The 15,633-nt window shown below is 65.8% G+C and carries 16 protein-coding genes; 10 read left to right on the top strand and 6 right to left on the bottom strand.

Features of this window, described 5'->3' with window-relative positions:
• Positions 1-26: 26 nt before the first annotated feature.
• Positions 27-1,358: an MATE family efflux transporter gene (locus WGH93_RS00855; RefSeq protein ID WP_374762949.1), complete on the bottom strand. Its 1,332-nt coding sequence runs from the start codon at positions 1,356-1,358 to the stop codon at positions 27-29.
• 296 nt (positions 1,359-1,654) lie between these two features.
• On the opposite strand from WGH93_RS00855, the gene WGH93_RS00850 reads away from it, so the two are divergent.
• From WGH93_RS00850 to trhA, 7 genes are all read left to right on the top strand, one after another.
• A complete protein-coding gene (locus WGH93_RS00850; RefSeq protein WP_374762948.1) occupies positions 1,655-3,388 on the top strand; it encodes an OPT family oligopeptide transporter in 1,734 nt (577 codons plus the stop codon).
• Between the two features lie 16 nt (positions 3,389-3,404).
• Positions 3,405-3,977, top strand: a complete 573-nt coding sequence (locus WGH93_RS00845) for a hypothetical protein (protein ID WP_374762947.1) — start codon at positions 3,405-3,407, stop codon at positions 3,975-3,977.
• Positions 3,970-5,262, top strand: coding sequence for a M24 family metallopeptidase (locus WGH93_RS00840; protein WP_374762946.1), 1,293 nt, complete (start codon positions 3,970-3,972; stop codon positions 5,260-5,262). The genes WGH93_RS00845 and WGH93_RS00840 overlap by 8 nt, the downstream gene beginning before the upstream one ends.
• A gap of 50 nt (positions 5,263-5,312) precedes the next feature.
• Positions 5,313-7,025 (top strand): tetratricopeptide repeat protein, encoded by a 1,713-nt coding sequence (locus tag WGH93_RS00835; protein WP_374762945.1) that lies wholly within the window; start codon positions 5,313-5,315, stop codon positions 7,023-7,025.
• A gap of 79 nt (positions 7,026-7,104) precedes the next feature.
• Complete coding sequence (locus WGH93_RS00830) at positions 7,105-7,428, top strand: hypothetical protein (protein ID WP_374762944.1); 324 nt, start codon at positions 7,105-7,107, stop codon at positions 7,426-7,428.
• A gap of 119 nt (positions 7,429-7,547) precedes the next feature.
• A complete protein-coding gene (locus tag WGH93_RS00825; RefSeq protein ID WP_374762943.1) occupies positions 7,548-7,952 on the top strand; it encodes an energy transducer TonB in 405 nt (134 codons plus the stop codon).
• Between the two features lie 80 nt (positions 7,953-8,032).
• Positions 8,033-8,743: a PAQR family membrane homeostasis protein TrhA gene (gene trhA / locus WGH93_RS00820; RefSeq protein ID WP_374762942.1), complete on the top strand. Its 711-nt coding sequence runs from the start codon at positions 8,033-8,035 to the stop codon at positions 8,741-8,743.
• Positions 8,744-9,051: 308 nt separating this feature from the next.
• Here the strand turns inward: trhA and WGH93_RS00815 are convergent, their stop codons facing one another.
• Positions 9,052-9,537 (bottom strand): hypothetical protein, encoded by a 486-nt coding sequence (locus tag WGH93_RS00815; RefSeq protein WP_374762941.1) that lies wholly within the window; start codon positions 9,535-9,537, stop codon positions 9,052-9,054.
• Positions 9,538-9,807: 270 nt separating this feature from the next.
• On the opposite strand from WGH93_RS00815, the gene WGH93_RS00810 reads away from it, so the two are divergent.
• Complete coding sequence (locus WGH93_RS00810; protein ID WP_374762940.1) at positions 9,808-10,761, top strand: sulfite exporter TauE/SafE family protein; 954 nt, start codon at positions 9,808-9,810, stop codon at positions 10,759-10,761.
• A complete protein-coding gene (locus WGH93_RS00805; protein WP_374762939.1) occupies positions 10,761-11,537 on the top strand; it encodes a TIGR02186 family protein in 777 nt (258 codons plus the stop codon). The genes WGH93_RS00810 and WGH93_RS00805 overlap by 1 nt, the downstream gene beginning before the upstream one ends.
• Positions 11,538-11,558: 21 nt before the next feature.
• Here the strand turns inward: WGH93_RS00805 and WGH93_RS00800 are convergent, their stop codons facing one another.
• Positions 11,559-11,807, bottom strand: coding sequence for a sulfurtransferase TusA family protein (locus WGH93_RS00800; RefSeq protein ID WP_374762938.1), 249 nt, complete (start codon positions 11,805-11,807; stop codon positions 11,559-11,561).
• A gap of 198 nt (positions 11,808-12,005) precedes the next feature.
• On the opposite strand from WGH93_RS00800, the gene WGH93_RS00795 reads away from it, so the two are divergent.
• Positions 12,006-12,881 (top strand): SDR family oxidoreductase, encoded by an 876-nt coding sequence (locus WGH93_RS00795; protein WP_374762937.1) that lies wholly within the window; start codon positions 12,006-12,008, stop codon positions 12,879-12,881.
• Positions 12,882-13,059: 178 nt separating this feature from the next.
• On the opposite strand, the gene WGH93_RS00790 is transcribed toward WGH93_RS00795, so the two are convergent.
• The 3 genes from WGH93_RS00790 to WGH93_RS00780 form a co-directional block, all read right to left on the bottom strand.
• Positions 13,060-13,305 carry a hypothetical protein gene (locus WGH93_RS00790; protein ID WP_374762936.1) on the bottom strand — a complete coding sequence of 82 codons (246 nt, stop codon included), beginning with the start codon at positions 13,303-13,305 and terminating at the stop codon, positions 13,060-13,062.
• Between the two features lie 444 nt (positions 13,306-13,749).
• Positions 13,750-14,412 carry a dethiobiotin synthase gene (gene bioD, locus WGH93_RS00785; RefSeq protein WP_374762935.1) on the bottom strand — a complete coding sequence of 221 codons (663 nt, stop codon included), beginning with the start codon at positions 14,410-14,412 and terminating at the stop codon, positions 13,750-13,752.
• Positions 14,409-15,596, bottom strand: coding sequence for an aminotransferase class I/II-fold pyridoxal phosphate-dependent enzyme (locus WGH93_RS00780; RefSeq protein ID WP_374762934.1), 1,188 nt, complete (start codon positions 15,594-15,596; stop codon positions 14,409-14,411). The genes bioD and WGH93_RS00780 overlap by 4 nt, the downstream gene beginning before the upstream one ends.
• Positions 15,597-15,633: the final 37 nt, after the last annotated feature.

The raw sequence follows: 15,633 nt of genomic DNA, 5'->3' as shown, positions 1-15,633 counted from the left end.
GTGTGACAGGAATTGGGCGTGGCCGGTCACCGTCGCTGTGGCGGATGGCGCAGCAGCCATGCCAGCCTGAGCCCCTGAAGCGCCAGAGAGGTCAGGACACCGATCAACATGCCCTCTATCAGCCCCTGCAATCCGCGCCCGGCGGGGAAGGCCAGCAGATAGCAGGCGGGCAGCATCACCAGGCCGAAGCTGGTGCCCTGAAGGACGGTGGGCCACCAGGTTTCGGAAAAGCCCCGCAATATGTTGGACATGACCATCTGGCTGGCATCGAAAATGGTGGCGAACACCAGCAGCCCCAGCACCAGCATGACCTTTGCGATCACGCGCGGGTCATTGGTGAACAGCGACAGGAACAGATCGCCCGCCAGATAGACCAGAAGTGCCAGCAGGCTGACCGTAACGCCGTTCAGCCCCAGCCCGGCCATGACCGCGCGGGCCGTGTCCGCCCTGTCGCGGCGGGCCAGCGTGATGCCCACGCGGACACTGGTGGCCACCCCGATACCCACCGCGATCATCAGCGGCAGATTGATCACCTGAAACACCACGCCGTGGGCTGCCAGCGGCAGGGTGCCAAGCCAGCCCGCAAAGATGGCCAGTCCGGCGAAGGCCGCCACCTCCGCCGCCAGCGACAGGGCGCTGGTATAGCCGATGGTGCGTTGCAACGCCCAGTCCCGCCAGCGCCCACGATAGGGCCGGTGAACGCCGAAACGCCGGATGGACGGGGCGAACCAGACAAAGGCGAAGGCCATGGCCGCCATGGTCCAGCGGGTGATGGTGGATGTCCAGGCCGAGCCTTCCGCCCCCAGTTCGGGGGCGCCCAGGGCGCCATAGACCAGCACATAATTGCTGGCCGCATTGATCAGATTGGCGCCCAGGATCAGGAAAAAGGGCACTTCATTGCGCTTGATCCCTTCAAGGAAAAAGGTGCAGTTGACGAAAAACAGATGCCCCGGCAAGCCCAGCGCCAGAATACGGATCAGCATGGCCGCGCGCTCCGCCGTTTCGCCGGTCTGGCCCAGCAGGTCCAGCCACAGCCCGGCGGGCCAGAGCACCGCGACCAGAATCACCGAGATCAGCGCGGTAAAGCGCAATGTGCGGCGCCATATGGCCCCGCATTCCAGTGTCCGATCGGCGCCGTAAGCCCCCGCCACCTGAATGAGCGTGCCCAGCAGAAGCCCCAGCCCCACCACCAGCGCGAAGATGAATACGGACTGGTTGGCCAGGTTCAGCCAGGCCAGATGGGTGGTGGCATAATGGCCCACCATGGCCGTATCCACCACGGCCAGCCCCATCAGGCCGAGTCGCATACCGATGGACGGCACGGCCAGCCGGATCAGTTCGCTCAGATGCCGCCGCATCCGGGCCCCTTGGGGCGCACCCGGCCCGTCACCCGGCGGCGGGCCGGGTGGTCGGTCTGGCTGATCCGGCCTTGGGGCGCTGGTCATGGGGTGTCCTTTGGGGGCTGTCTTTCACGCTCGTTGGTCGGGCCTTTCCCGGTGGGGCGGGTCATGGTAAAGCAGTGGGGACAGGTTTAGGGGCCGTTCAGGCCCCGGCGCAAGGGGCAAAGCGTCGGGGCTGGCTGTCGGGCCGGTTGCGCCGGGGGGCGAACGGGCGGGCGGCCCTGTTCAGGAGGGGGATCAAGGTGTCATCATCCATGTCAACGGGGGGCAGTGTGCCCCCGGTCATTCACGGTGCCTACCCGGAACTGACACCGCACGCGGTGCTGGTGGGTTATTTTCTCGGTGCCATCATCGCGCTGTCCATCGGCTATGCCGCGCTCAGGCTCGGCTTTTCCATCGAAGGGTCGGAACTGGCGGCGATCCTGGGCTTTGGCATATTGCGCGGCATCTTGCGCCGCCGGTCCATCGTGGAAAACAATGTGGCCCAGACGGTGGCGAGCGCCATCAACGGCGCTTCCAGCGGCATGATGTTTTCCGTGCCCGCCATTTTCATTCTGGGCTACGGGGCGGATTTCGACCCGGTGGTGCTGACCTTCGGCGCCATAGCCGGGGCTTTCCTGGGCATCGCCTTCATCATTCCCCTGCGCAAGCAGATGATCGATTTCGAGCGGCTGACCTATCCCGGCGGGGTGGCCGTGGCCTCCATCCTCAAATCTCCGGGCGCGGGCGTGGAAAAGGCCCGGCTGCTGATTCTGGCCATGCTGGTATCCGGCGCGGTGCACGCGCTCAGCCTGATGGCGGGAGTGGAAAACCTGCCGCTTTTCGCCCATCTGGGCCTGCCGGAATATCTCAACGGCACTTGGTATCTGTCGCTGATGACGGTGGGCGTGGGCTTTATCGCCGGGCGCGGCGGGCTTGCCTTCGTGGTGGGCGGCTTTGTCTGCTATTGGGCGGTGGCCCCGCTGCTGGACCTGACCGACCTGCTGCCCATGGGCGCGGCGGGGGTGCCGGTCACGGACCCCAACAGCCTCAGGCTCGCCCTGTTCCGGCCCACCGGCATCGGCATGTTGATCGGCGGCGCTGTGGTGGGCGTGGCCTTTGCCTTTCCGCTGATCCGTTCCGCCGTGCGTTCCATGCAGCAGGCGGGCAAGGTGCAGAGCGTGGCCAGCAGGGACGAACTGCCCATCAAGCTGCTGTACGTCGCCATTGCCGGTGCCACCGTGCTGCTGATGGTCATGGCGGTCACATCCACCGAGCAGGTGGGGTTGTGGCGCGGCCTGGGCATGGCGGTGCTGGGCACGCTGTGGATATGGATGGCGGGCATCATCCTGTCGGAGGCGATCGGGCGCACCAACTGGTCGCCGCTGTCGGGCATGACGCTGATCGCCGTGACCATACTGATCCTTGTGACCCAGGCGGGCGAGGCGATGGACGACGGCCCCGCCATCATCGCCGCCATCACGGTGGGCGCGGCCACCTGCGTGGCCATGTCCCAGGCCACCGACCTGATGCTGGACCTGAAGACCGGCTATCTGGTGGGCGCCACGCCGCGCCAGCAGCAGCTTGGCCAGTTCTTCGGGGCGTGGCTGGGGCCGATCCTGATCATCGTGCTGATTTTCGTGCTGCATGAAAGCTATGGCCTGGGCAGTGACAAGCTGCCCGCCCCGCAGGGTCAGGCGCTGGCCTCCATGGTGGATGGCATTCTCGGCGGCGATGTGCCCACCGAGAAATATCTGGCGGGCGCCCTGATGGGGGGCCTGCTGTCGGCGCTTTCGGGCGGGCTGGGCATCACGGTGGGACTTGGCTTCTACCTGCCGTTCAATATCGTGCTCACCTATGCCATCGGCACGGCGCTCAGGGAACTGGCGGATCGGCGCAAGGGCACGGACTGGTCCGACAACCGGGGCATCCCTATCGCCGCCGGGCTGATCGTGGGCGAAGCGCTGGTGGGCGTGGGCGGTGCCGTTACCATCATTCTCGGCGCCTGATGGAAGGAGACGTGACATGACCGTGCTGACAGCCAGACTGGTGGTGGCGTTTTCTTTCATTGCCGCCGCTTTTCTCACATCGTTGGACCCGGAGCGGGTGGACTGGCCGGTTTTTCTGCCGGTAATCGCCGTCGGGGCGTTGGCCGTGTGGGTGCTGCATCGGGGCAAGGCCACGGCGGCGCGGGAAAGCCATGTGCTGGACCGGGATCGCGCCGCGCTGCATGACAGCCTGGACCGGCTGATCGCCGCGCTGGATGATCTGGTGACCCGCAAGGACAGCATTCCCACCCACGATATGCGCTTCGAGATCGATGCCCGCCTGCGGGACGATCTGCGCCGATTCGCCGATGCGCGGGACAGCCTGAAGCATCTTTACGGGCTGGAAGCCTATGCGGATATCGTCTCCAGCTTTGCCGCCGGGGAACGCTATGTGAACCGGGTCTGGTCCGCATCCGCCGATGGCTATGTGGACGAGGTTCGCGCCGTGGTGGACAAGGCGCGGGACCAGTTCGGCCATGCCCGCGACCAGTTACGGGCTGTCATGGCCACCGGCACGGGAAACAGCAGGGGGGAGATGGCCCATGAATAGGCGGCATTTTCTGGCGGGCGTGGCTTCCGGCGGGGTTCTGGCCGCCACCGGCTTCGGCGTGTGGGGCGGCAGGGCCCGCGCCGCAGAGGATGACATACCGGTGGATGGCCTGTCCCCCATGACCGGCGCGGCGCAACCCGTTACACAGGCGGAACGACATGCCCGTCTGGAAAAGGCGCGGGATCTGATGGACCGCCACGGTCAGGATGCGCTGCTGATCGAGCCGGGCGCCAGCCTGATCTATTTCACCGGCATTCACTGGTGGCGCAGCGAGCGTGTCACCGCGGCGCTGATCCTGCGGGACGGGGGCATTCATGTGGTCACGCCCGCCTTTGAAAAGCCCAGCGTGGCGGAAAGCCTGGATGTGGCGGCGGACATCCATGTGTGGCAGGAGCATGAAGATCCCTTTGCCCTGATCGGCCGCCTGCTGGCCGGGGCGGGGGTGAGCACCGGCGTGCTGGGGATCGAGGAGTCCACCCGCTATTTCATCGTGGACGGCCTGCGCCGGGAAGCCCCGGCCATGCAGCAGATCAGCGCCTGGCCGGTGGTGCAGGGCTGCCGCCTGTTCAAGACACCGGCGGAACTGGCGCTGATGCACACGGCAAATGCAGTTACGCTGAAGGCGTATGGCCATGTGATCCCGCGTATCGCGCCCGGCATGACCGGCGGCACCATCAAGGCGGCGCTGAACCGGGCGCAGACCGCGCTGGGCGGGTCCGCGCCCTGGGCCATGGCGCTGGTGGGCCGGGCCAGTGCCTATCCCCACGGCACAAATGAAGACAAGCCCGTGGCCGAAGGGGACGTGGTGCTGATGGATGTGGGCTGCCAGGTGCATGATTATCGCTCGGACATCAGCCGCACCATTGTGGTGGGCGCCCCCGACGAGGCACAGCAGGCCATGTGGCGCACGGTGCGTCAGGCTCAGCAACTGGTGATGGAAACCGCCCGGCCCGGCCTGCCAGCGGGTGATCTGGATTCGGCGGTGCGCGGCTTTTATGAGGGGCTGGGCTATGGCCCCGGATATGAGACGCCGGGCCTCAGCCACCGCACCGGCCATGGCATCGGGCTGGAAACCCATGAGGGCATCCATCTGGTGAAGAACGAGCGCCGGGAACTGGCGCCCGGCATGTGCTTTTCCAACGAACCGGGCTTGTATGATTTCGACCGTTTCGGGGTCAGGATCGAGGATTGCTGGACCATGACCGCGGACGGCCCGCGCTGGTTCACCCAGCCGCCTGAAAGTCTGTCGGACCCGGTGGGGACGCTGGCGCCCATGCCTGCCTGATCCCGTGTTCAGGCTCGCCCAAACCGGTCTGGTGCGTTATAATGGGCGCCATGAAACCGGTTCGGGCATGGCTGACCGCCTTTGCCCTGCCACTGGCGGGGCGGGGATGGTTTTGCCTGTTGCTGGCGCTGTCTGTGGCCGCTTTGCCGGTGGCGGCCCGCGAAGGGGACCCGCTTTCCCTGTTTCCCTTTTCCCGAAGCGATGACAGCCGCTGGGTTCAGGTGGAAACGCCCCATGTGCGCATCATCAGCCAGGTGGGTGCCGATCGCACCCGGCGGATGGCCCGCTCGCTGGATGCCTTTCGCCAGTATCTTCAGGCCCTGTTTCCCGGTGAGTTGAGCGTGCCGCTATCCCCGGTAACGGTGGTGGTGGTGGATGATGACGCCCGCTTCGCCGACCTGACCGGGATCACCGCCACGCGCGGCGTGTATCGCACGGCGCTGGATGGTACCTTTGCCGTGGTCAGCGCCGAGCGGCGGGATTCCATGTTCAGCCGCAGCGGCGAGCAGGTGTTGCGGCATGAATATGTGCATCATTTCCTGCATCACCGCTATCAGCGCACCTTTCCCCTGTGGTTCGAGGAAGGGCTGGCGGAGTTTCTCGCCGGTTTCCGGGATTTTGACGGCTCGGCCCGCTTTGGCGGCATGAACCGCCCCTTCTGGGCGGTCCTGCGGGAAGGCGTGGTTTCCAGCCAGCCGGTGACCACGGTGAATGTGGCCATGCCCCGTGCCGCCCCGCGCTGGGCCTCTTTCGATGCCCTGATGACGGCGCGGACCCGTGAACTGGACGGGTTTCGCCCGCGCATGGGTCGGGCGCTTTTCTATGCACAGAGCTGGGCACTGGTGCACCATCTGATGGGGAACGGCTGGGACGACCCCCGCTGGCGGGCGCTGCTGGACCGCCTGCAAAAGGGGGAGACACCGCAGGCGGCGATGCAGGCCAGCTATGGTTTCGGGATCGCCACGCTGGACAGCCGGGTCCGGGCGGATTTCCGCCGGGGCCGGGAGAGCCGGCACAGCATCGGCGTGGAAGCGCGGATCACCCCGCCGGATCTGAGCGTGCGCACCCTGAAGGACGGGGCCGCGCAGGAAATGCTGGTCAAGGTGGCCGTGCTGTTCGCCCGGCCCGGCAGCACCCATCTGGGCCGTCTGGCGCGCGCCCTGTCGGCGGCGGCCACCGCCGATCCGCGCAATCCGTTTCCGCTTGCCATGCTGACCCGGCTGCTGGCCCGCGCCGGGGCGCTGGACGAGGCGGCCACGCTGATCGAAGGCGCCCGCGACAAGCTGGGTGACAAGCTGCCGCTGGTCCGGGAATCGGCGCTGCTCACCGTGCGCCGTCAGCGGGATCGCTGGGCGAACGAGGGGGCGGACGGCGTGGATAGCGCCCGTCTGCGCCGTGCCATCCGCGATCTGGACCGGGTGCTTGAATCGGAACCCGGCCCCCGGCACCAGTTTCACGCCGCTTTTGCCCGTGCCATTCAGCCGCCGCGCAAGCTGGCCGATGCGGCGCCACTGGTGCGCCGGGCCTATCGCGCCAATCCGGTGGACCCGGATATACAGGTGCTGATGGGCCAGGTTCTGATCAGCGAGGGGGATTATGACGCGGCCTGCCGGGTGCTGCGCCCGGTGGCCTTTCGCGCCGCGACGGAGGTGGGCCGCGCCCTGGTGCGCCGCCTGATCGACGGCCTGCCGGACCCGGCGGCCTGTCCGATGGTGCCGGACGGCCCCATCGCCGGGCTTGAGCCGGAGGGCCGTGGCGGTTAGGCATGGGGGGTCCATCCATTCGGGGCCATCGGGCAGGCCCCTTGTCGGCCCCTCCTGGCCATTTCGAACTGGAGCTCTCATGACCTCGACGGACACAGCCGCCTTGCACAGCCTTCAGGTGGAGGTATTGCGCGACGACACCCCGTTTCTCGAAGGCCGGTTCGATGTGACGCCGCAGGATTACCCGGCGGTGAAGATGCTGCTCGGCGAGATCGACATGACCGCCGAACAGGCCGCCGGTATTCTATCCGGCTATATGCACGCGCGGGAAGCCGCGGAACTGACCGAGGAAATGGGCAAGATCGCGCTGGTGGCCACCGTTTTCATGCTGGAGGAAGGCTGGCAGCATGTGGTGATTCCGCTCAATGATCGCGGAGAGGCTGAGGCCCCCCGCACAGGCTGAAGCACGGATGATCATGCCGCGATAACGGGATTGTGTTCCCGTTTGAGGTGTAAAAAATAGATAAAATATGATTAAAAATCACCTCGTCGGGTAAGTTTGTTCTGGGGAGGTGCTGAGTTATGATCTTTTCTTCTGTTAAGCGTGGTTCGTTCGGTGTGGCGGCCCGCATTGCGTCCCTGGCTGTATCCATGGCCCTGTTGGCCGCCGCGCCCGCCGGGGCGGAAGATGCGGCCCTGTCGCCGGAGCAGGAATGGCGGTCCAAGGCCGCCCAACAGGTTCAAAACGACCTGTATTTCCCGCCCAGCGTGTGGAGCAAGGGTGTGACCGGCAAGGGCAAGCTGGCCCTGACCGTCAGCCGGGACGGCACGGTGACAGCCACCGAAATCATTGAAGAGCCTGAGCATCCGGCCCTGAAAAAAGCCATTCGCATGATGCAGAACATGGTGGAAACCCTGCCCGCCCCGCCGCAGGCGGTAAAAGGGGATGCCATTCGGATACTGGCACCGCTTGACTGGACCATGTAGGCTCTTGGCCTGGGCGGATTGCGCTCCACATCCCTTGTAGGGGCGTGGTTCGCCTCTGCTGATGATGGAGCCCGCAACCCATGAGCACGGTTGACCGTCAGCCCGGTGGCGATACCGGGCTGACACCTGAATACAGCCTGGCCGAGGAAGTGACCCATGCCGTGACCCACGGCGTTGGCGCGCTGGCGGCCCTTGTGGGCGGTATCGCGCTGGTGGTGCAGGCCAGTCAGGGTGCCGGTCAGGGGGGTGGTGTGCTGCCCATTGCGGCGGTGAGCATCTATGCCATCTGCATGGTGGCCATGTTCGCGGCCTCCACCCTGTATCACAGCCTGGCCTTCACCCGCCATCATGCCTTTTTCAAGCTGCTGGATCATGTGGCGATCTATTTCAAGATCGCCGGAACCTATACGCCTTTCGCGCTGATCACCCTGCCATTGGGGCCGGGCCTGGCCATTATGGGGGGTGTGTGGGGGGCGGCCTTTACGGGGCTTGCCTTCAAGGTCCGTCGTTTTCTCAGCGACCGGCGCGGCAGCACACGCCCCCGCCGGTTCAGCCCGGTTTCGCTGGCGCTCTATCTGGTGATGGGCTGGGCGGCGGTTTTCGTGATCGATGAACTTTATGTGCGGCTCAGCGCCTCCGGCTTCATGTGGCTGGTGCTGGGCGGCGCCTTTTATACCATCGGGGCGATCTTCTATGCCCTGAAACGGGTTCCCTATGCCCATGCCATCTGGCACCTGTTCGTGCTGGCGGGCAGCGCCAGCCATTTCGTGGCGATCTATGGGATTGTGTGACGGTTTATTGACCGCTCACGCTTGTTCGCTGATTTTTATCGCTCACGCCTGAGCGCTGCGCGCTGCGGCTCCGCGAGGGCGCCGCACTGGCGGCGGGCCACGGTCGTGGCCTCCGCTCATCCCGCGTGTGCGGGATGGCGGTAGAGGCGGCGTGGGTGCGAGCGGGAAGCTGTTTTTTTACCGCTCACGCAAGCGCGCTGGCGCACGCGCTCCGCTAGGGCGCCGCAGGGGCGGCGGGCCACGGTCGTGGCCTCCGCTCATCCCGCGTGTGCGGGATGGCGGTAGAGGCGGCGTGGGTGCGTTCGGGGTTAGCTGGCTGCCGCGGTGGCGGCCTTCAGGCCGGCCTGGATGCGGCTGGCAAAATCCGATCCGCCGCCCAGCGGGCACAGCCGTTCCAGTGACTGGGCATCATAGTTGAAACGGGCATGGTTGCTGCCCGGCACCCGCTCCACCTGAAAGCCCATGCCGTGCGCCGCGGCGATCAGCGGGCCCACCGCCACCTTTTCGCGGGACCAGCGAAACACATAACTGGCCAGCGATGCGGTGGACAGGGCCGCGGGCTCCACCGTCGGGGTCTGGTCCAGCTTGCGCAGAAAGCGGCAGCAGGTGAAAAACTGCTCCAGATACAGGTCTTTCAACAGGGCGTCCCGCTCCCATTGCCATTCCTTGCTGTTCAGGTCCTGCGGGCGATAGGGGCGGTGGCAGTGCCGGGCATTGCCATAGCCGTGAAGCCCCAGTTCGGGGTGTTTCTGGATCAGGGATTCAAGCAGTTTGCGTGCTTCCATCATGGACATGACAACACTCATCGGGTTCACATGATCAGACCATGAAATCGGCCATCGGTGGGCCTTGAAGGTGATTATAGCGCCACCGCGCGGGAATGCCAGTGGATAGATGAAATCCGGTGCGTTTCGGCTTTTGCAAGGTCGCTGCCCAATTGCAATATTCCGGGCAAGGGTTTACGATTTTGACCAAGGGCTTGCGCGCCGTCCGGCGTGGCGGGCCCGGTCAATGGCCCGGCCCATGGCGCTGCCCATGGTCCGCATCAGCCACTTGAGGGTTTCATGCCGCTTTACCTGCCCATTGCAGAAATGTCGATGAACGTGTTTCTCGTGATCGGCATGGGTGCGATGGTGGGGTTTCTTTCCGGCATGTTCGGCGTGGGTGGCGGCTTTCTGATGACCCCGCTTCTGATCTTCGCCGGGGTGCCGCCCGCCGTTGCCGTGGCGACGGAAGCCAACCAGATCACCGCTGCCAGCGTTTCCGGCGCGCTGGCCCATTGGCGGCGCGGCGGGGTGGATCTCAAGATGGGCTGGGTGCTGATCGCCGGTGGGGCGATGGGGGCGGTGCTGGGGGCGGTGATCTTCACCTATCTCAAGGCACAGGGCCATGTGGATCTGATGATCTCCCTGATGTATGTGCTGTTCCTTGGCTCGGTGGGTGGCCTGATGCTGTGGGAAAGCGTGCGCGCCATCTGGCGCAGTCGCCACGCCCCCGCCGGGCAGCCGCGGCGAAGCGCCCGGCACCGAAGCTGGCTTCATGCCCTGCCGTGGAAAATGCGGTTCCGCAAATCCCGCCTGTATATCAGCGTTCTGCTGCCGCTGGCGGTGGGGATGCTGGTGGGCGTTTTGGCCGCGATCATGGGTGTGGGCGGTGGCTTTGTCATGGTGCCCGCCATGATCTATCTGTTGGGAATGCCGACCAATGTGGTGGTGGGCACCAGCCTGTTCCAGATCATTTTCGTTACCGCGCTGACCACGGTTTTGCACAGCGTCAACACCCAGACGGTGGATATCCTGCTGGCGCTGATGCTGTTATTGGGCGCCGTGGTCGGGGCGCAGGTGGGCGCCGTGGTGGGGTTGAAACTGAAAGGGGAGCAGTTGCGCGCCCTGCTGGCCTTTATCGTGCTGCTGGTCTGCGCCGAAATGGCCAGTGGGCTGCTGGTGAAGCCGGATGACCTCTATTCCCGGTCGGTGGAAAGCCAGGAGCGCCTGAATGGCGCGCCGGAGGCCCGCTGATGCGCTGGTGGGCGCGCTCGGTGGTGGTGGCGCTGATGGCGCTGGCGGGGGCCATGGCGTTGGACCGGGGGGCCGCCCGCGCCGTGATCACGGACCTGTCCAATGACCGCATCGAGATACGCTACAGCTTTCGCGGGGCCGACCTGATCCTGTTCGGGGCCTTTGGCGATACCCGGCTGGACGACCCCCAGACCGGGGATGTGGTGGTGGTGGTGCGCGGGCCGGAATTGCCCACAACGGTGCGCCGAAAGGGTGAGGTGGGCGGCATCTGGATCAATCAGGACGAGATCCACTTCCCCGCCGCGCCGGGATATTATGCGGTGGCATCCACGCGCCCGCTGGAAGAAATCGCCGCGCCGGACGTGTTTCGCCAGGCGGGTATCGGTTTTCACAATCTGCGGCTCGCCATCAGGGGCGGCCCCGGCACGGAGGCGCAAAAGCCCGCCTTCCGCGATGCGCTCTATCGCCTTGGCACGCGGGATGGGCTGTATCGTCAGGGCCGGGACCGTGTGCACCTGTTGGGGGAAGGGTTGTTTCGCACCAGCGTGACCCTGCCCAGCAATGTGCCCGTGGGCCGCTTTCAGGTGGAAGCCTTCATTTTCGAGCAGGGCACCATGAAGGCACGCCACGGCATTGAACTGACCGTCTATAAGGAAGGGTTCGAGCGCGCGGTGTTCGCGTTCGCGCATGATCGTCCATTCCTGTACGGGGTGACGGCGGTGATCATCGCCCTGTTCGCCGGCTGGCTCGCCAGCGCGGTACGGCGCCGCCGCTAGGCGTGGTGCGCGCCGGGCAAATCAGGTGCCGCTGTTACCGGGCCGGATGCGAAAGATGAACAGGCTCTTCCGTCGCTCCGCCATCATCAGACGGTGGCCCGCCATGCGACAGAAGGCTTCCATGGTGGGAACGCTTTCGGGGTCGGTGGTTGTCACTTCCAGCTCCATTTCCGGTGAAATGGTTTTCAGCGCCCGACGGACTTCCAGAATGGGTTGCGGCCCTTCAAGGCCCGTTGCATCCAGGTGATGGATGATGGGTTTTCCCGTCATATATGCTTTTCCGGCAAGGTATGGTTGATATGCGACATGATAATGATGTCCCTGCCTTCTGGATGCCAATGCGGGCCACTATAGAAGGGCAATATTTACCAAGCCGTTAAGACGGCGTCCGGTGTTTTGATCTTGTCGGAAGCGCCGCGCCGCCCCACTGTCAATCGGGTATTGTCAAACAGGGACGGGAGGAAAAGCATGTTTCAGAAAGACCTGATGAAAGGCCAGAAAATCCTTGTTACCGGCGGCGGCAGCGGGCTGGGCAAGGAAATGACACGGCGCTTCATGGAACTGGGTGCCGAAACGGTGATCTGGGGCCGCCGGGCCGCCACGCTGGAGGAAACCGCCGCCGAACTGATGGAAAAGACCGGCGGCACCTGCCACACGGAATCCGTTGATATCCGGGACCCGGATTCCATCGAGGCGGGCGTGGCCCATATGTGGGAAAAAGGGCGCCCCACGGGGCTTGTGAACAATGCGGCGGGCAATTTCGTCTCACCGACGGAGGACCTGTCGCCCCGCGCCTTCAACGCCATTGCCAGCATCGTACTGCACGGCACCTTCAATGTGACCACCGCCTGTGGCCGTCGCTGGCTGGAGGAGAGCGCAAAGGCCAGCGTGCTGTCCATCGTGGTGACCTGGGTGTGGACCGGCTCGGCCTATGTGGTGCCATCCGCCATGTGCAAGTCCGGCGTGGCGGCCATGACCCAATCCCTGGCGGTGGAATGGGGTGGCAGGGGCATCCGCTTCAATGCCATTGCGCCCGGCCCGTTCCCCACCAAGGGCGCGTGGGACCGCCTGATGCCCGGTGGCGGCGGCAAGGATTATCTGGAAACCGTGCCGATGAAACGTGCCGGGGAGTATGACGAACTGGGCAATCTGGCCACATTCCTGATGGCGCCGGGGGCCGACTATGTGAACGGCCAGGTAATCGCCATTGATGGCGGCCAGATGTTTACCGGTGGCGGCACCTTTTCCATGCTGGAAGAGCTTTCCCGCGAACAGTGGGATGCCATGCGCGATCAGGTGAAGGCCGCCAATCAGGCCAGCCGGGCTGAGCGCGGTCAGGGGTGAAGGCGGGCCGATCGTCAGCCGGGCAAGCGCGGCATATGTTACGGGCCCGAAACGGCTGATGGCCCGCCCCCTGGGTGAGAGGAGGCGGGCCATTCGACCGGGCTGGGTGAGGCCCGGTCAACGGACGGGGTTGGGTGCCGGGTGCTGAGTGATGACCCCGTCCGATTCCTGAATTTCGTTAGTGCAGGGTGACCCCTTTGGGCCGGAGCGCGTCCGCCGCCTTGGTGGTCAGGTGGGCGTGGATTTCGAGCCAGAGGGAGAAGCCTTCGTCGTCGCCCAGCCGCTTCATTTTCTTCAGCGCTTCATCCGCATAGCCGAGCGCTCTGGTGCCCAGATTGCTCAGCAGGTTTTCCGCCACCAGATCGAAATAGAAATCCGGGTCGAAGTCCTGGGCGGCTTGATGCAGGCGGGGGCTGTAATGCATGGCGCTTCTCCGGGTGCGATGAACTCTTGCCCGGAAAGAAGCAATCGTTGTGCCAAATGTGTTTTCGGCGGAAATCCGCCCTTTTGGCGGGTGGCCCCGGCGCCCGGCGCGGCGCCCCGCGACAGGGGGTTCATTTTCTGCCGGGCAGGTTCACTCCCAGGGGGAAACCCTTGCCGCCCATCCCGCCCATACGGACCTATCCGACGGCCACGACCGTGGCCCGCCGCCCGTGCGGCGCCCTCGCGGAGCCGTAGCGCGAAGCGCTCAGGCGTGAGCGGCAAAAATCTTACCGCCATCCAGCATTTGCTGGATGAGCGGAGGCCACGACCGTGGCCCGCGGCAAGTGCCGCGCCCTCGCGGAGCGCGTGCGCAGCACGCTTGCGTGAGCGAAAACAAAGCCGGGCGCAAGCCGCCCGGCGTGAGCGGCAAAAATCTTAACCCCGATCAAATATCCAGCAAATCCACCGCCCCTTCGCCGGTGCCGTCTGGCAAACGGGGCTGGGTGATCACGGGCGTGTCGGTCAGGCCCCTGAGCGTGGCCGCTGTTTTTTCCAGATCCGGGTGATCCGGCCCGGCGCTTTCGCTTACCACAATGGCGCGCACCGGCAGGCCACGATGGTGCATGGCCTCCAGCGTGGCGAGGGTATGGCTGAGCGTGCCCAGATAGCTGCCGGTGACCAGCAGGCTCGGCAGGTTCAGGGCCTTGATCCAGTCCGCCACCAGCCAGCGGCCCACCACGGGCACAAGGGCACCGCCCACGCCTTCGATCAGCGTGAAGGGGTGGTCGGCGAGCGCGGCCCGGCAGGGGGCCAGAACCTGTTCCGGGCTGAGCGTGCGCCCTTCCCGGCGGGCGGCCATTTCCGGCGCCAGCGGGGCGCGGAACTGAAGCGGGCTGATGCGATCAAAGGCCGCCTTGCCGCTTTCGCCCAACGCCTGCATCAGCACGTCCGTATCGCTGCCGCCGGGGGTGTGCGGGTCCAGCCCGCTGATCACCGGCTTCAGGGCGGTGACGGGCAGGCCGCGCGCCCGGCGCTGCCGGATCAGGGCGGCGGTGATCAGGGTCTTGCCGATATCGGTGCCGGTGCTGGTGATGAAAAGGCCGGTCATGCGGTCTCCTGCGCAAGCGGGGACAGGTTCAGCTCATTCAGTGCCGCGATCAGGCCGTCCACGTCCGCGTCCCGGTGGGTGGCGGAAAAGCTGAAACGCAGCCGCGCCGTGCCCGGCGCCACGGTGGGCGGCCGGAAGGCGATCACGTCAAAGCCCCGCTCCCTCAGGGCGGCGGCGCCGTCCAGCGCCCGCTGTTCGCTGCCCAGGATCAGCGGCACGATGGGGCTTTCCGGCGCGGGCAGGCCCAGGGCGGTGCAAAAATGGCGGGCCAGCGCCATGGGGCGGGCTATGCGGGCCTTGTCCGTTTCGATAATCTCCAGCGCCTTGTCCGCTGCCCCCAGCACGCCGGGCGGCAGGCCGGTGGTGTAGATCAGCGATCGGGCGCGGCTTTTCATTAGCTCGATCACCGGCGCCGGTGCCGCCAGATAGCCGCCATAGGCGCCCGCCGCCTTGGACAGGGTACCCATTTTCAACGGCACCCGATCGGCCACGCCGCAGGCATGGGCGGCGCCGCGCCCGTCCCCCACCGTGCCGAGGCCGTGGGCGTCGTCGCTCATCAGCCAGGCATCATACTGGTCCGCCAGATCGGCCAGGGCGGCCAGCGGGGCCATGTCGCCGTCCATGGAATAGATGCCGTCCACCACAATCAGCACATGGCGCGCCGCGCCGCGTTTTTCCGCCAGAAGCCGGGCCAGATGGTCCGTATCGTTGTGGCGGAAGAAGGTCGCCTCCGCCGGGCTCAACCGGATGCCCGCATGGATGCAGGCATGGACCTTTTCATCCGCCAGGATCAGGTCACCCCGCCCGGCCAGCGCCGGGATGATGCCGCTATTGGCCAGATAGCCGGAGCCGAAGACGATCGCGGCCTGGGCCCCTTTCAGCCGGGCCAGGCGCTCTTCCACCGCCGTATAAAGCGGGTGATTGCCGGTGACCAGCCGACTGGCGCCGCTGCCCGCCCCATAGCGCTGCGTGGCGGCCACGCTGGCGGCGACGGTTTCCGGGTCCGTGCTCAGGCCCAGATAGTCATTGTCCGTGAAGCTGACCCGCCGCGCGCCGGATACCCGGCTTGTCATGGCCGGGCCGCGCGCCGTTTCCCTGAGGGCGCGGCGCTGGTGGCGTGCTTCAAGCGCGGCCAGCTTGGCATTGGCAAAGGCGGTCAGGCTATGGTGGGGATCATGGCTCATGATCGATGGGTCTAGGCCGGGCGCGGCGCGGGGTCAA

It is taken from the genome of Yunchengibacter salinarum (genome assembly GCF_037658235.1).
GTDB lineage: Bacteria > Pseudomonadota > Alphaproteobacteria > Sphingomonadales > Kordiimonadaceae > Yunchengibacter > Yunchengibacter salinarum.
The sequence above is the reverse complement of the archived record's forward strand: the minus strand, read 5'-3'. Positions and strand labels throughout refer to the sequence as shown.

Bases quoted from the DNA above. Each gene is read 5' to 3' on its own strand.
- WGH93_RS00855 (WP_374762949.1), bottom strand. From the start codon at position 1,358: ATGCGGCGGCATCTGAGCGAACTGATCCGGCTGGCCGTGCCGTCCATC.
- WGH93_RS00850 (WP_374762948.1), top strand. From the start codon at position 1,655: ATGTCAACGGGGGGCAGTGTGCCCCCGGTCATTCACGGTGCCTACCCG.
- WGH93_RS00845 (WP_374762947.1), top strand. From the start codon at position 3,405: ATGACCGTGCTGACAGCCAGACTGGTGGTGGCGTTTTCTTTCATTGCC.
- WGH93_RS00840 (WP_374762946.1), top strand. From the start codon at position 3,970: ATGAATAGGCGGCATTTTCTGGCGGGCGTGGCTTCCGGCGGGGTTCTG.
- WGH93_RS00835 (WP_374762945.1), top strand. From the start codon at position 5,313: ATGAAACCGGTTCGGGCATGGCTGACCGCCTTTGCCCTGCCACTGGCG.
- WGH93_RS00830 (WP_374762944.1), top strand. From the start codon at position 7,105: ATGACCTCGACGGACACAGCCGCCTTGCACAGCCTTCAGGTGGAGGTA.
- WGH93_RS00825 (WP_374762943.1), top strand. From the start codon at position 7,548: ATGATCTTTTCTTCTGTTAAGCGTGGTTCGTTCGGTGTGGCGGCCCGC.
- trhA (WP_374762942.1), top strand. From the start codon at position 8,033: ATGAGCACGGTTGACCGTCAGCCCGGTGGCGATACCGGGCTGACACCT.
- WGH93_RS00815 (WP_374762941.1), bottom strand. From the start codon at position 9,537: ATGTCCATGATGGAAGCACGCAAACTGCTTGAATCCCTGATCCAGAAA.
- WGH93_RS00810 (WP_374762940.1), top strand. From the start codon at position 9,808: ATGCCGCTTTACCTGCCCATTGCAGAAATGTCGATGAACGTGTTTCTC.
- WGH93_RS00805 (WP_374762939.1), top strand. From the start codon at position 10,761: ATGCGCTGGTGGGCGCGCTCGGTGGTGGTGGCGCTGATGGCGCTGGCG.
- WGH93_RS00800 (WP_374762938.1), bottom strand. From the start codon at position 11,807: ATGACGGGAAAACCCATCATCCATCACCTGGATGCAACGGGCCTTGAA.
- WGH93_RS00795 (WP_374762937.1), top strand. From the start codon at position 12,006: ATGTTTCAGAAAGACCTGATGAAAGGCCAGAAAATCCTTGTTACCGGC.
- WGH93_RS00790 (WP_374762936.1), bottom strand. From the start codon at position 13,305: ATGCATTACAGCCCCCGCCTGCATCAAGCCGCCCAGGACTTCGACCCG.
- bioD (WP_374762935.1), bottom strand. From the start codon at position 14,412: ATGACCGGCCTTTTCATCACCAGCACCGGCACCGATATCGGCAAGACC.
- WGH93_RS00780 (WP_374762934.1), bottom strand. From the start codon at position 15,596: ATGAGCCATGATCCCCACCATAGCCTGACCGCCTTTGCCAATGCCAAG.